At 73.0% G+C, this 14,692-nt stretch carries 12 protein-coding genes; 5 read left to right on the forward strand and 7 right to left on the reverse strand.

The window, feature by feature from the left end; genetic code table 11:
• Positions 1 to 294: 294 nt before the first annotated feature.
• The 3 genes from OO63_RS40210 to OO63_RS43015 all read right to left on the reverse strand — a co-directional run bounded on the left by OO63_RS40210 (position 295) and on the right by OO63_RS43015 (position 4,662).
• Positions 295 to 2,046: an NAD+ synthase gene (locus OO63_RS40210; RefSeq protein WP_030363246.1), complete on the reverse strand. Its 1,752-nt coding sequence runs from the start codon at positions 2,044 to 2,046 to the stop codon at positions 295 to 297.
• A 254-nt stretch (positions 2,047 to 2,300) separates the two neighbouring features.
• Complete coding sequence (locus OO63_RS40215) at positions 2,301 to 3,980, reverse strand: multicopper oxidase family protein (protein ID WP_051811751.1); 1,680 nt, start codon at positions 3,978 to 3,980, stop codon at positions 2,301 to 2,303.
• Positions 3,981 to 4,125: 145 nt separating this feature from the next.
• On the reverse strand, positions 4,126 to 4,662 hold the full coding sequence (locus OO63_RS43015; protein ID WP_063750509.1) for a hypothetical protein: 537 nt from the start codon (positions 4,660 to 4,662) through the stop codon (positions 4,126 to 4,128).
• A 70-nt stretch (positions 4,663 to 4,732) separates the two neighbouring features.
• Between OO63_RS43015 and gadC the strand changes: the two genes are divergently transcribed.
• From gadC to OO63_RS40235, 3 genes are read left to right on the forward strand one after another with little or no spacing between them, the layout of a single operon-like run.
• The gene (gene gadC / locus OO63_RS40225; RefSeq protein WP_030363249.1) at positions 4,733 to 6,238 is read left to right on the forward strand and encodes a glutamate/gamma-aminobutyrate antiporter GadC; all 1,506 of its coding nucleotides are present in this window, start codon (positions 4,733 to 4,735) and stop codon (positions 6,236 to 6,238) included.
• 13 nt (positions 6,239 to 6,251) lie between these two features.
• The gene (locus OO63_RS40230; RefSeq protein ID WP_030363250.1) at positions 6,252 to 6,986 is read left to right on the forward strand and encodes a DUF998 domain-containing protein; all 735 of its coding nucleotides are present in this window, start codon (positions 6,252 to 6,254) and stop codon (positions 6,984 to 6,986) included.
• A complete protein-coding gene (locus OO63_RS40235; RefSeq protein WP_234311452.1) occupies positions 6,953 to 7,831 on the forward strand; it encodes an alpha/beta fold hydrolase in 879 nt (292 codons plus the stop codon). Before OO63_RS40230 ends, OO63_RS40235 begins: the two co-directional genes overlap by 34 nt.
• A 380-nt stretch (positions 7,832 to 8,211) precedes the next feature.
• Here the strand turns inward: OO63_RS40235 and OO63_RS40240 are convergent, their stop codons facing one another.
• The 4 genes from OO63_RS40240 to OO63_RS40255 all read right to left on the reverse strand — a co-directional run bounded on the left by OO63_RS40240 (position 8,212) and on the right by OO63_RS40255 (position 12,865).
• A complete protein-coding gene (locus OO63_RS40240; protein WP_030363252.1) occupies positions 8,212 to 9,276 on the reverse strand; it encodes a LacI family DNA-binding transcriptional regulator in 1,065 nt (354 codons plus the stop codon).
• 130 nt (positions 9,277 to 9,406) lie between these two features.
• A complete protein-coding gene (locus OO63_RS40245) occupies positions 9,407 to 11,083 on the reverse strand; it encodes an extracellular solute-binding protein (RefSeq protein ID WP_234311453.1) in 1,677 nt (558 codons plus the stop codon).
• Between the two features lie 34 nt (positions 11,084 to 11,117).
• Complete coding sequence (locus tag OO63_RS40250; protein ID WP_030363254.1) at positions 11,118 to 11,981, reverse strand: carbohydrate ABC transporter permease; 864 nt, start codon at positions 11,979 to 11,981, stop codon at positions 11,118 to 11,120.
• A 29-nt stretch (positions 11,982 to 12,010) separates the two neighbouring features.
• Entirely contained in the window at positions 12,011 to 12,865 is an 855-nt protein-coding gene (locus OO63_RS40255; protein ID WP_030363255.1) for an ABC transporter permease, read from the reverse strand.
• Positions 12,866 to 13,320: 455 nt separating this feature from the next.
• Between OO63_RS40255 and OO63_RS40260 the strand changes: the two genes are divergently transcribed.
• Complete coding sequence (locus OO63_RS40260; protein ID WP_051811757.1) at positions 13,321 to 14,292, forward strand: hydroxyacid dehydrogenase; 972 nt, start codon at positions 13,321 to 13,323, stop codon at positions 14,290 to 14,292.
• Between the two features lie 50 nt (positions 14,293 to 14,342).
• Positions 14,343 to 14,692: DUF5990 family protein (locus tag OO63_RS40265; RefSeq protein WP_211271480.1), on the forward strand; the 350-nt coding region annotated here is incomplete at its 3' end.

The following is a 14,692-nucleotide window of genomic DNA, read 5'->3' on the forward strand; positions in this document are numbered from 1 at the left end:
AACTTGAACCGGCAGAGCAACAGCCCGGCACCATCTGGCCCGCGGTACCACCTACCCCGCAGCGCCATCCGCCCCGCAGAACTCCGCCTCGCGGGACCTCTCCGCCGTGCGGTACCTCCCCGCCCTGCCCCGGCGAAGTATTTTCAGCCCGTCCGGCGATTGAGGACGAGGCGCGGAGCGCCGATTCGGCGGTGCCGCCGTCTCACGGCAACGGGACACCCACCCCCGGGGCCCGGGGCGGAGCCCCGGTTTCGGGAAGGGGTGGGGTTGGGGAATGCCCCGCAGGGCGCCGCGTCAGGCGGTTTCGCGCCACTGGTTGGTGATCGGCAGGCGCCGGTCCTTGCCGAAGCCCTTCGGGGAGATCTTGGTGCCGGGCGGATACTGCCGCCGCTTGTACTCGGCGGTGTCCACCATGCGGAGCGTCTTCGCGACGAGCTCCCCGTCGAACCCGGCGGCGACGATCTCGTCGGCCCCCTGATCCCGGTCGACGTACAGCTCGAGGATCCCGTCGAGCACGGGATAGTCGGGCAGCGAGTCGGTGTCGACCTGATCGGGCCGCAGCTCCGCGCTGGGCGGCTTGCTGATGGAGTTCTCGGGGACGGGGGGAGTCTCCCCGCGCCCGAGGGCCGCTGCGTTGCGCCACCGCGCCAGCCGGAAGACGGCGGTCTTGTAGACGTCCTTGATGGGCCCGTACGCCCCGACGGAGTCGCCGTACAGCGTCGAATACCCCACGGCCAGCTCGGACTTGTTGCCGGGCGCGAGCACGATGTGCCCCTCCTGGTTGGAGAGCGCCATGAGCATGGTCCCGCGCAGCCGCGACTGGAGGTTCTCCTCGGCGAGCCCGGTGAGGCCGAGCGACTCCATGTAGGCGTCGAACATCGGCGCGATGGGGACGGTGCGCAGATTCAGCCCCGTGCGCCGCGCCAACTCCTCGGCGTCACCCACAGAGTGCTCGGAGGAGTACCGCGACGGCATCGCGACCCCGTACACGTTCTCCGCGCCCAGCGCGTCGCACGCGATCGCCGCCGTCAGCGCGGAGTCGATGCCTCCGGAGAGCCCGATCAGGACGGAGGAGAAGCCGTTCTTGGTGACGTACGCCCGCAGCCCCACGACGAGCGCCGAGTACATCTCCTCGTCGTCGTCGAGCCGGTCCGCGTACCCGCCCTCGAACTCCGCCTCGTACGCGGGCAGCGGCTCCGCGGACAGCGTGACGTGCTCGACGCGCAGGCCGTCGTCGACGACGCCCTCCGGCACCGGACCCGCCGCGGGCAGCTCCAGGTCGAGGACCACGCACCCCTGTGTGAACTGCGGCGCCCGCGCGATCACTTCGCCGTCCTTGTCCACGACGATGGAGTCCCCGTCGAAGACAAGATCGTCCTGGCCGCCCGTCATCGCGAGGTACGCGGTCGTGCAGCCCGCCTCCTGCGCGCGCTTGCGCACAAGCTCAAGGCGCTGGTCGTCCTTGTTCTGCTCGTACGGCGAGGCGTTGATGGAGACGAGCAGGCCCGCGCCCGCCGTGCGCGTCGCCGGGACGCGGCCGCCGTCCTGCCAGAGGTCCTCGCAGATCGCGAGCGCCACGTCGATGCCGTGCACGCGGACGACGGGCAGCGTCTCGCCCGGCACGAAGTACCGGAACTCGTCGAAGACGCCGTAGTTGGGGAGGTGGTGCTTGGAGAAGGTCAGCGCCACCTCGCCGCGGTGCAGCACCGCGCCCGCGTTGCGGGGGGCTCCGGCGGGCTGGCCGTAGCGCGGCTTGGCCTCCTCCGTGCGGTCCAGATAGCCGACCACCACGGGGAGTTCGCCGAGGCCCTCGTCGTGGAGGCGGGCTGCGAGGGCGCGCAGCTCCCGGCGGGAGGCGTCGACGAAGGACGCGCGCAGGGCGAGGTCCTCCACGGGGTAGCCGGTCAGCGCCATCTCGGGGAACGCGACCAGGTGCGCTCCCTGCTCGGCGGAGTGCCGGGTCCAGTGGACGATCGCCTCGGCGTTCTGGGAGAGATCGCCGACGGTCGAGTCGATCTGATTCAGGGCGAGGCGTAGTTGAGGCACGCCGCCCAGTCTAATCGTCAAAGCGACGCGATGCCCCCTCTGGGCGGGTGTGGGGCGGCCCACGTGGGGCGTGGGACACGGCGGCCGGATGCGCCCCGGCGCCGGGCGGGCGCGGGGGCGCACCCAGGCGGCTGCCGGGGGCGTGCCCGGGGTGCGGGGGCCGGACCCCGGGCACGCCCCCACACCCCCTGCACCCCGGGCACACCTGCCAGGACCGGTGTCCGAGTGCCGTCAGGGGCCGTGGGCCGACGCCCTCAGGAGCGGTACCCGAGCACCGTCATCATCCCCGCCTCCGCGTGGTAGACGTTGTGGCAGTGGATCATCCAGAGGCCGGGGTTGTCCGCGTCGAAGTCCACCGTCAGCGTGCCGTTCGGCAGGACGACCGCCGTGTCCTTGCGGGGGCGCCCCGGGGTGCCCGCCAGGGCGAACGTGTGGCCGTGGAGATGGAGCGGGTGCCACATCGTGGTGCCGTTGGTGAACGCGATCCGGACGCGCTCCCCGGCGCGGACCGGGTGGCGCCCGCCGGGGGAGTAGGGCTTCCCGTCGAACGCCCAGTCGTACTTCGCCATGCCGCCGGTCAGCCGGATCCTGACCGTGCGGTCCGGCGCGCGGTCGTCCAGGGCCACGGACTCGTCGGCCGTGAGCCGGTCGGCCAGGAGCACACGGCCCGTCAGCTCCTCGGGGCGCGCCGACGCGGGCGGCGGCGCGCCCCCGCCGGTGCGGAGCAGCGCCCGGGCCGCCGCCTTCTTGCCCTCGGCCACCGCCGTCAGCGGGAACACGCCGTCCTTGACGGTGACCAGGACGTCGTACCGCTCGCCCATGCCGATGAGCAGCGCGTCGGCCTTCTTGTGCCGCACCGGGAAGCCGTCCGTGTGCGTCACCGTCAGCTCGTGGCCCCCGAGCGCCACCCGGAAGGCCGTGTCGCCGCCCGCGTTGATCAGACGGATGCGGACGCGGTCGCCGGGACGGGCGCGGAAGGTCGTGGGGGCCTTGGGGGTGCGGCCGTTGAGCACGTAGTGGGGGTAGGCCACGTCGCCCGCGTCCGGGCCGAGGATGTCGCTCTTGGCGCCCATCATCATCCGGGACGGCCCGGCCGGGTCGCTCGGCCCTGCGGTGTCCTCGGTCCGGGCCCGCGTCATCGACATGTGGGACATGTCGTGCCCGCCCCCGCCGCTGTCGCCGCCGTCCCCGTCGCCGCTCCCGCCGTGGTCCATCCCGGCCCGCAGCTCCTTCAGGACGGCGTCCGGCGTGGAGCCGTCCACCCCGTCGACCCAGTCGTCCAGGACGACGACCCACTCCTTGTCGTACTCCAGGGGCTCCTTGGGGTCGTCGACGATCAGGGGGGCGTAGAGACCCCGGTCCTGCTGGGTGCCCGCGTGCGGATGGAACCAGTACGTCCCCGGGTGCGGGACCTTGAAGCGGTACGTGAAGTCGGCGCCGGGCCTGATCCCGCGCTGGGTGAGGGCGGGGACGCCGTCCATGTCGTTGCGCAGGGCGAGGCCGTGCCAGTGCAGCGTGGTGGGCTCGGGGAGGTGGTTGGCGAGGGTGAGGGCGAGGGTGTCGCCCGCGGTGACGCGGACCTCCTTGCCGGGCAGGTCCTCGCCGTACGCCCACGTGCGCACCGTGGGGCCGCCCAGGTCGAGCGTCGCCGGCGCGGCCGTGAGCCGCAGCTTCCTGACCCGGCCGCCGCCGGGGCGCCCGCGCTCCGCGGCGGCGACCTCGGGTCCTGTGGGCGTCACATAGCCCTTCGGGGGCGCGGACGGGCCGCCCTGGCCGCCGCCCGCGTGCCCGGAGTGGGAGCCGTCGCCCGAGCAGGCGGTCACGAGTCCTGTGCCGACGGCGGCGAGCGCGGCGCCGAGCAGCGTCCGGCGCGACGCGTCCGGGAGGCGGGACGCGTGCGATGACTGGGGGGTGCGCGAGAGGGGTGTGCGCATGGTTGATGAACACCTCGTCTGGTGTGGTGCGTGCAGAAGGGAGCGTCCGCTGCTTCTGGTACACCGCTCACCGCCCGGAGGTTCCCCTTCCGTCTCCGGTGGTCTCCTGGGCGTGCGGGCAGCGCGAAACAGCCGGTGCGGCGGCCTATACGCGCAGCACGGCCAGGCGGGTGAGGAGGGCGCGGGGCGGCGGAGGGTTCGGCCGCAGGCCGTCGAGGAGGCGGGCGAGGCCGGGTACGTGCGCGGGGGCGGCCCACGGCCGGTGGCGGACCGCCGCGTGCAGCAGGGCGAGGCTGAGTGCGGCGCCGAGGACGGCCAGGCAGACGGAGAGGGGGTCCATGCCGGAGTCGTGACCGCCGGTGGGGTCGCCCGCAGCCGGACCCACGGCTGTCGGGCTCAGGCCCGCCGGGCCGATGTCCGCCGGGCCGACGTCCGCCGGGCCCATGGCCATCACCCCGCGCGCGTGCCCACCACCGCTCTCCCCGCGCGCGTGCCCGTCACCCGCAGCCGCTCCGGCGTGTCCGCCCGCAGCCACCCCCGCGTGCCCGCCCCCAGTAGCCCGTTCGGCGCTCGCCCCGTGCTCCCGGGGGTGACCCAGCGAATGCATCGCCACGATGCCGAAGAGCAGCGCGACGAGCAGGGCGAGGTGGCTCGCGCGCGTCGTCGGGCTCTTCGGGGTCACGGCCCGGAGCCTACCCCTCCTGGGTATGGGGTGACATGCGGCCCCGGCACCCTCCGCCGATCATGAGCCCATGACGACCACGGACAAGCCCGGCGAGGGCGGGGCGACGCCCGGGGCCGCGGCGGCACAAGACGTGGCCGAGCTCGCCCCGGACCGGGCCGCCGACACCGGGACCAAGCGGCAGTTCATCTCCTGGCTGACCCTCGCCCTCATGACCACCGCGTCGGTGGCCAGCCTGCGCCCGTCCCCGTCGATGGCCCTGTACGGCCTCGCCGCGGTCTTCCTCTATCTGCTGCCCGCCGTGGTCTTCCTGCTGCCCACCGCGCTCGTCGGCGCCGAACTGGCCTCCGGCTGGACCGGCGGCATCTACCGCTGGGTCAGCGAGGCCCTGGGCAAGCCGCTGGGGTTCGTCGCCGTGTGGTGCCAGTTCGCCATGACCATCGCGTACTACCCGAGCCTGCTCGCGTACGTGGCCTCGACGTTCGCGTACGTCGTGCACCCGAGCCTCGCCGAGGACGGCCTCTACGTGGCCATCGTCATCGTCGTCATCTACTGGACCGGGGTGTGGGTGACCTCGCGCGGCACGAAGACCGTCGCCGGGCTCTCCTCGCTCGGCCTGGTGATCGGCACGCTGGTGCCGGGCGTCGTCCTCGTCGCGCTCGGCATCGTCTTCCTGGGGGAGGGCAACGCCTCCGAGGCCCCGATGAGCGCCGACCACTGGCTGCCCCCGTGGACCGGCCTGGCCAGCCTCGTCCTCATCGTCAACAACTTCCTGTCGTACGCGGGCATGGAGATGAACGGCGTGCACGTCTCCTCGCTGCGGCACCCGCGCGCCGAGTACCCGCGATCGATTTTCCTGGCCACGGGGCTCGTCCTCCTCATCTTCATCCTTCCGGCCCTGGCCATCAGCTGGGTCATGCCGGCCTCCGAACTCAGCCTCACGGCCGGTCTGATGCAGGCCTTCCAGGCGTTCTTCGACCACTTCCACGTCGGCTGGATGACCAAGGTCGTCGGGATCATGCTGGTGCTCGCGGCGCTCGGCGGGATGCTGACGTGGCTGGCGGGACCGGCCAAGGGTCTGGTGACGCTGGCACGGCAGGAGGGGTATCTGCCGCCGTTCCTGCAGAAGTTCAACCGGCACGGCGTGCCGCTCAACATCATGGTCGCGCAAGGGGTCGTGACCACCCTCATCGGCGTCCTCTACGCGTTCAGCGACGACGTCTCCAGCGCGTACTGGATGTTCTCCGTCATCACCGTGCAGATCTACCTCATCGCCTATCTGCTGATGTTCGTGGCCGTGGTGCGGCTGCGCGCCACCCAGCCGCACGTGCGGCGCGGCTTCGTGGTGCCCGCCGTGACGCTGGTCGCCGGGGTCGGCTTCGTCGCGTCGGCCTGTGCGCTCGGCATCGGCTTCGTACCGCCCGACCAGTTCGGGAACGCGCCGCTGTGGCGCTATCTGCTCATCGTCGGCGGCGGGCTCCTCGCGCTCGGTGTCGTCGCGCCCGCCGCCTTCCTCAAGTACCGCAGACCGGAGTGGATTCACCCTGACCACCAGCGCGCGCACCCCACGGACTAGCCTTTGTCCCCCTATGTCTCCCGAGCCCTCCACCGCCGGAGCCCCCCGCGGCCCCCGCGCCACCGTCGCGGTCCTTCTCGCGCTCGGCGCCCTCGCCTACACCACGTGGGCCCTCGAGGCGTTCCTGCCGACCGGCCTCTCGCCGCTGCGGTCGTACGTCAGTGAGCTCGCCGCCGAGGACCAGCCGTACGGGACGTTCTTCCGCTCCCTGGACTTCGGGGCGGGCGTGCTGGTGTGCGCCGGGGCGGTGCTCGCGCTGCTGTGGCGCGTCCGGCCCGCCGGGCTCTCGCGCGGCCTCGCCCGCCTGACCGCCCTCGGGTGGGCCGGCGTCGCGCTCTTCGGCGCGGCCACCGCGGCCGACTCGCGGCTCCCGCTGAGCTGCGCGCCCACCGCGGACGCGGCCTGTGTGGCCCGGGAGCGGGCCGGGCTCGTGCCCGCCGCGCACTCCGCGCACGCCGTCAGCAGCAGTGTCGCGGTGGCGGGCGCGCTGCTGGGGATGGTGCTGCTCACGGTGGTGGTACGCAGAGCCGGGGCGCGCGAGGGGACCCGCGCGGGCGGCGGGCTCCTCACCCTCCTCCTCGGTGTCGAACTGGCCGCCACCGTGTGGACGCTGGCGGCCGTCGCCGCGTTCGACGCCGGTCGGGGAACCTGGGGGCTCGGGGTCGCGCAGCGGCTCCAGTTGCTCACGATCGCGGTGTGGCTGGTGGTGGTGGCGTGGCTGGTACGGCGGTCGTGGCGGCGGGGGTGAGGCGGACGACGCCGTCGTCCCGGGGGTCCTTCGTACGGATCGACGGGGTGCCGCATCACGTGGACGTGACCGGCGACGGGCCCGTGTGTGTGCTCAGCGCGGGGCTCGGCCTCGCCGCCGCGGAGTGGGACCCCGTGGTGGCGCTCCTCGCCCCCTACCGCACCGTCGTCCGCTTCGACCGGCCCGGCCTCGGGCTCAGCGCGCCCGCGCCGGGTGCGCCCACGCTGGCGGGGGAGGCCGGGCGGATCGGGCTCGTCCTGGACGCGGTGGGGTTCGGCGGGGCGGCGGTGACCGTCGTGGGGCACTCGCTCGCCGGGTTCCACGCCGAGGCGTTCGCGCGGCTCTGTCCTCGGCGGACGGCCGGGATGGTCCTGGTCGACTCCAGCGTGGAGGCGTCGGCGCGGGCCGTTCCCGGCCGGGCCGCGCGGGTGGGTGCCGCCCGGGTGGGCGGGGCGGTGCTCGGGGCGGCCGGGGCGCCGCTCGCGGTGGGCCCGGCGATGCGGTGGCTCGCGGGGCGCCCGGCCCCGCGGGAGCTGCGCTCGCTGTACGGGTCGAGCCGGGTGTGGCGCGCGGGGCTCGTCGAGTACGCGACGTACGCCGACGTGGCGCACGAACTCGCGGAGCTGCGGCGCGCGACACCGATGGCGTCCGGGACCCCGGTGACGGTCCTCGCCGCGTCGGCCTCCCGGACGCCCGGCTCCGACCCCTGGCTGACCCGCCAACGCACGCTGGCCACGGAACTCGGGGCGACGTACCGCGCCCTGACCCCGGCGGGCCACCTCCTGATGCGGGCACGCCCGCGCGAGGTGGCCGAGGCGATCCTTGGCAGCGGCGGGGCCCGCTGACCGCCGCAACCGGGGAGACCTCGGCCGTTCCGGCACCGTCGCCTGGGGCTGTGCCCACCCTCCCCCAAGCTCTCGGCTTCGCTTGAGCAGGGGGGACCCCATCGCCCCTGGCGGCCCAGCTGCCCACAGCGAGTGCCGCACATCGGGGTGCCCTCGGCCCCCAGCCCCCAGCCCGAGTGAGTCCTGGCGCCCTCGACCCGGATTGCTCCCGCCCTCCCCCTACCCCAGCGACGCCACTCGACCGTCGCCGCACCGGCACCCCGGCCGACGGTTCGGCGAGGCCGGCGGAGGCAGGGACTGCTCCCAGAAGCCCGTCGTGCGGGGTGAACGGGTGGGCGGGTGGGAGACATCCGCCGCGGAGCGGCGGGGCCGGACCGGGGTCAGCCCGAACCCGCCCCCGCGGCAAGCCGCCGCACGCTGGAGCGGACCACGATGTGCGTGCCCAGAACGTGCCGCTCAGGCCCCGACCGCGGCGGCGCCCCCGCGAGGGCGAGGCGGACGGCGGTGCGCCCCATCTCCTCGGCGGGGATGTGGACGGTGGTGAGCCCGGGCGTGATGTCGGAGGCGACGGGATCGTCGTTGTAGCCGACGACGGAGACGTCGTCGGGGACGGCGAGCCCGTACTCCCGCAGCGCGACCACCGTGGCGGCCGCCACCCGGTCGTCCCCGGCGAACACGGCGGTGAACTCCGGCTTCCCGTCGGCGGCCCGCAGCAGATCCCGGATGGCCTCGTACCCGTGGTGCGGCCCGAACCCCACCCCGTGCACGATCGCGTCGGACCGCGGCACCCCGTGGTCGTCGAGGGCCCGCAGATACCCGTGCACCCGGTCCTCCCCGGTGGTGTTGCCGGGCTGGTAGCCGATGAGGGCGATGCGCCGGTGCCCGGCGCCGAGCAGATGGCTGGTCACGGCGTACGCGCCCGCCTCGTTGTCGTACTCGACGACGAGGGCGGGCACGTCGGGCGCGGGCGCGGGCCGCCCGCACAGCACCAGGCGGGAACCGGCGGCGGCGAGGGCCTCGGCGTACCGGGCCATCCGCTGCCGGTACTCGTCGTCCTCGATGACCCCGCCGACGAGGACGACGGCCTCGGCGGCCTGCTCCCGCATCATCTGCACCAGCGCGAGCTCCCGCGCCGGATCGCTGCCGGTGGAGGCGACGAGGGTGAGCCGCCCGTGCCGGGCGGCCTCCATCTCGACGCCCTGCGCGACGTGCGCGTAGAACGGGCTCAGCACGTCGTAGGTGAGCACGGCGATGGTCTTGCGCCCGGCGCCCGCCAACGCGCGCGCGTGCGCGTTGACGACGTAGTCCAGCTCCTTCACGGCCCGCTGCACCTTCGCCCGCGAGGTCGCGGACGTCGGATAGTTGCCCGCGAGGACCCGCGAGACGGTCGCCACGGAGACCCCCGCGCGCGCGGCGACTTCGCGGATGGTGACCCGTTCCCCCACTGGTGATTCTCCTCGACTCGCCTGGTCCCGGCCGCCCTTGGGCGGCGGGCGGACGCGCGTCACGTACCGGACGGCGCGCCCGGGACGGACCGGCGCCGCCCGGGACCATCATCGCGCCCCCGCCCCCGCCTCAGTGCGCCGCCTCGTACTCCTCCGCGAATTCCTCGGCGCACTTGTCGCCGCCCTGCGACCGCCACTTGCGGTGGACGTCGTCCCAGGAGGACAGGCTCTTGCGGCCGGAGACGACGGCCGTCACGCCGTCCTCGACGATCTGCTGGAGGGACGCACCGACCCGGTTGAAGGTCGCCGACTGCAGCCCCCAGCGGTCGTTGGGCACGAGCAGCGGCACGATCTTCTTCTCCCAGGCGTGCAGCCGCTTCGTGAGCTCGGCCTGCCCGGGGAAGTACAGCGGCTGCGGCGCGTCCATCAGATAGGGGAACGGCAGGTTCGTACGGGACTCGACGAGGCCGCGCTCCGTGGGGATCGGGTCGCCCGCCTTGTCGAACCGGAAGTGGGTGCCCTCCACTCCGTAGTGCATGAGCTGGTACTCCTTGGAGCCGAACGGCGAGGCAAGCCAGTTCAGGACGCGCAGCATGAGCCGGACGCGCTCCTTGGACGCCTTCTTGACCACGGTGTAGCCGAAGCAGCCGCGGTTCTGCTGGTAGACGGGCGTCGCGCCGGGCACTTCGTAGGGCACGGCGGCGTCCAGGGTGTACGCGTCCTTGATGCCCTGCGCGTTGGAGAGCACCGCGCCCCAGCCGTCCGTCATGGAGCGCACGGTGCCGTTGTAGAACTGCGTCTTGAGGTCGACCTGGGAGATCGAGGTGGCGTCGGAGTTGTAGGCGCCGTCGGCCCGCAGCCGCGCCATGAACTCCAGGGCGGCCTTGAACTCCTCGGTGCCGTACATGGGCGTGATCCGGCCGTCCTTGATCCGCCACTCGTTGGGCGCCCCGTGCCACATGGCGTGGTAGAGGTAGCTGTAGTAGCTGACGGTCGAGGTGCCGAGCATGTGCTTGCCGCCGCCGGAGCCCTCCTTGGCCATCGCCCGGAAGTCCGACGCCGACATGCCAGGACGGTAGCCCGCCTTGTCGAAGGCCTCCCGGTTGACGAACATCGCGCCCTGCACCTTGGCCCGCTCGACCGGAAGCCCGTAGAGCCGCCCCCCGATCCGGCCCATGCCCTCCCAGGCGTACGTGGGGATGCCCGCGAGGTTCGGGTAGTCCTTGATCGCGTCGCCCGACAGGTACTCCGACAGGTCGGCGCAGCGGGCCTTCACGAACTGCGCCTCGCGCGGCAGGACGTACCCGCCGCCGATGTTGATGAGGTCGGGCAGGTCCTCGCTGTCGCCCGCCATGAGCGTCGCCATCTTCGAGCGGAAGTCCGCGTCCGGCACGACCGTGAACTCGACCTCGACGCCGAGGGCCTCGTTCATCGCCTGCCAGTACTTGTTGGACCCGGCGGGCTTCGGCGGCGTGCCGTAGGTGATGGACAGGACGCGGATCTTCTCCTTGCCGGTGCCCGGCCTGCCGTCCGTCGCCGTCACCAGGCGCCGCGGGTACGACGTGAAGCCCGCCTGCACGCCCGCGGTGCTGGGCGCGAGGTCGGGTGCCGGGCCCCGGGTCGGGGTGTAGGTGGGCCAGGGGGCCATCTTCTTCCCGGCGTTGGAGACGTCACCGCCCCCGCCCGAGCCGGTCGAGCAGGCGGTGAGGACGGACGGGGCGGCGAGGGCGGCGCCGCCGACGGCGATCGAGCGCAGCAGGGTGCGGCGCCCCAGCGGGGAACGGGAGGAACCCTGGGAACCGGACACGGGGTCAACCTTTCGGCGGGTACGGGGAGTTGGCTCAGCTCTTGATGGCGCCGGTGAGCACGCCCTTGGTGAAGTACTTCTGCAGGAAGGGGTAGACGAGCAGGATCGGCACGGTCGCGATCACGAGGACGGCCATCTGGGTCGTCTGCGGCGCGGAGACCTGACCGGCCTCGCTCAGGCCGGTGTCGGCGATCTGGGAGCCGCCGATGACGTACGTCCGCAGGACCTGCGACAGCGGCCAGTGGTCGGACTCCAGATAGATCGAGGCATGGAACCAGGCGTTCCAGTAGCTCACCGCGTAGAACAGCGAGACCACCGCGAGCGCCGCCTTCGACAGCGGGAGCACGACCCGCCACAGGATCTGCCAGTCGTTCGCGCCGTCCAGGCGCGCCGCCTCGTACAGCTCCTCGGGGATGCCCTGGAAGAAGCCGCGCAGGACGATCAGGTTGAAGACGTTGATGAGCACCGGCGCGACCAGAGCCGCGTAGGTGTCCATCATTCCCATGCCCTTGACCAGCAGGAACGCCGGGATCATGCCGGGCGGGAAGAGGAAGGTGAACAGGATCAGAAGCAGCACCGGCTTGCCGCCGAAGACGCCGGGGCGGGCGAGGGCGTAGGCGAGGAAGGTGGTGCAGGCGAGCGAGAAGAGGGTGCCCGCGGCCGTCAGGACGACGCTCACGCCGAGCGCCTCGGTGACGATGCCGCCGCTGAGGACGGTGCGGTAGGCGCGCAGGGTCGGCTCGGTCGGCCACAGGACCCAGCCGCCGTTGGCGACGACCTCCCGGTTGGAGGCGAGCGACGTCGAGACGATCACCAGGAAGGGGATCAGGACCAGCGCGAGGACGACGGCGACCGCCACGCCCTTGGCGGCCTTGGTGAGCGGCCGGGGCCGCTCCATCCAGGCGGGCCGGACGGCGTTGTGGCTGCTCACTTGTAGACCCCCTGCTCGCCGAGCCGGTGTGCGATCCGGTTGGCCGTGAAGACGAGCGCCGCGCCGACGACGCCCTTGAAGAGTCCGGCGGCGGCCGCGTAGCCGGTGTCGCCGCCGACGATGCCCTGCCAGAAGACGAAGGTGTCCAGGACCTCACCGGCCTCCGGGCCCACCGACTGCCGTTGCAGCAGCATCTGTTCGAAGCCGACGGACAGGATGTCGCCGAGCCGCATGATGAGGAGCAGGATCACGATGGGCCGGATGCTGGGCAGCGTGACGTGCCAGAACCGCCGCCAGGGTCCGGCGCCGTCGATCGCGGCGGCCTCGTAGAGCTGCTCGTTCACCTGCATCAGCGCGGCGAGGAAGATGATCGTGCCCCAGCCCGCGTCCTTCCAGATCACTTCGAGGACGACGAGCGGCTTGTACGCGTCCGGGTTGCCGATGATGTCGACGGTGTGCAGGCCCGCGTCGCTCAGCGTCGCGTTCAACAGGCCGGTGTCGCCGAGCACTTGCTGGAACAGCGCCACCACGACGACCCACGACAGGAAGTGCGGCAGATAGATCACGGACTGGGTGAAGCGGCGCAGCAGGTCCGAGGTCAGGCTGTGCAGCAGCAGCGCGAGGGCGAGCGGCGCGGGGAAGAAGAACACGAGCTGGAGCACCGCGATGAACAGCGTGTTCCAGGTCGCGTGCCAGAAGTCCGGGTCGCCGAACATCCGGCTGAAGTTCTCGGTGCCGACCCAGGGGCTCGCCCACAGGCCGTCGAAGGGGACGTACTCCTTGAACGCCACGGCGTTCGCGATGAACGCGCCGTAGTGGAAGACCAGGAAGTACGCGAGACCCGGCACCATGAGCAGCACCAGGAGCCGAGTGCGCTGAAACCGTTTCCACTTCTCGCCACGCCCGCTTTTACGGGCATTTGCCCCCTCGGTGGGCTCCGTCGACGGTGTCACCGCCTCGATTTCGGCCCGGTCCTTCGTCACCGCTGACACGGAACCCCCAGTCTTGAACACAGCTGTCGGGACAAGGTGCCGGGAATCTAAAGCGGTTACTGTCCCCGGTCAACCCCCTTCGCAGCGCGGCACCTTGGTGCTGCCTGCCATCTCTTGACCGCCGTGGCGGCATGGACCTAGCCTCCTGACGTCTTCCAGTAACCGTTTTCTACGAGAGGTGGCGACGCGTGCCCGATCAGCTGGAGCAGCCGCGGGAAGCCGCGGATTCGGTCGAGGTCGCGGATTCGGCCGTGGCCGCCGAGGCGACGGGAGCCGGAGGGGTGGAGCGGCGCAGGCCGGTGGCCGCCGTCGCCATGGGCGCCGACGTCGTGGACCGCGTCCTCGCCCCGGGCCTGCGCCAACGCCTCGCCCGCAGCGTCGAGTTGCCGCCCGGCGCGCTCACCGGCGGGCTCACCGGCGCCGACGCCCGCGCGGTGCTCGCCCGCGCCGAGGTCCTCGTCACCGGCTGGGACTGCCCCCGCCTGACCGCCGACGTGCTCGCCCACGCGCCCCGCCTGCGGGCCGTCGTGCACGCCGCCGGGTCCGTCAAGCCCGTGGTCACCGACGCCCTGTGGGACCGCGGCGTCCTCGTCTCCTCCGCGGCCGACGCCAACGCGGGCCCCGTCGTCGCCTACACCCTCGCCGCGATCACCTTCGCCACGAAGGGCGCGCTGCCCGCCGCAGCCCGCTACGCCGAGCGCTGGCCGCCGTTCACCGAACGCACCGGCGCCGACGCCCGCACCATCGGCGTCGTCGGGGCGTCCCGCATCGGCCGCCGCGTCATCGCCGCCCTCAACGCCTCCGACGCCGGACACCGCGTCCTGCTCACCGACCCCTACGTCACCCCCGCCCAGGCCGCCGCCCTCGGCGTCGACCTCGTGGACCTGCCCGACCTCTGCCGGGCCAGCAGTGTCGTCACCCTGCACGCGCCCCAACTCCCCGAGACCCGGGGTCTGTTGAGCGCACACATGCTCTCCCTCATCCCCGACGGCGGTGTCGTCGTCAACACCGCGCGCGGCTCCCTCGTCGACACCGACGCCCTGACCCGCGCCTGCGCCGCCGGCCGCCTCGACGCCTTCCTCGACGTCACCGACCCCGAGCCGCTGCCGCCGGGACACCCCCTCCTCGCCCTCCCCAACGTCCTCGTCACCCCGCACATCGCGGGCGCGCAGGGCAGTGAGGTGCGGCGGCTCGGGGAGTACGCCGTGGCGGAGGTCGAGCGGTACGCCCGGGGGGAGGCGTTGCTCGGGCGGCTGCGGCGGGAGGACCTCGGGCGGCTTGCGTGAGCCCTCGCGCGGGCGGGCGACTGTCAGACCCTCGTGGTGGAGTGGATCGTATGACTCAGAAGCTGACGGTGCGGCTTGTCGGGCGGGACCTTCCCGGGGCGGAGTGCGGGGACTATCGGGACGTGCACGTGGGGGTGCAGCGGGGCGCGGAGCCCGACCAACTGGTCCGCGCGGACGCGGCCGAGGCGGTGTTCGAGTTCGAGGTGGCCGTGGTCGCCGCGCCGGACGGCAGCCGCGACTTCAGGGGGCCCTTCGTCCAGGGCAAGCGGGGCGAGCGCTTCTTCTACCTCACCTGGGGGGAGCTGCCTCCCGGCGGGGAGTTCGCGATGTTCCGGCGGGCGAAGCTGTGGTTCGGTGACCTGCCGGAGGCGGGGGTGGCGGCGGGGGCGGTCGTGGGGGA

The sequence above is a fragment of the Streptomyces alboflavus genome, from assembly GCF_000716675.1.
In the GTDB taxonomy this organism is placed as follows: Bacteria; Actinomycetota; Actinomycetes; order Streptomycetales; family Streptomycetaceae; genus Streptomyces; species Streptomyces alboflavus.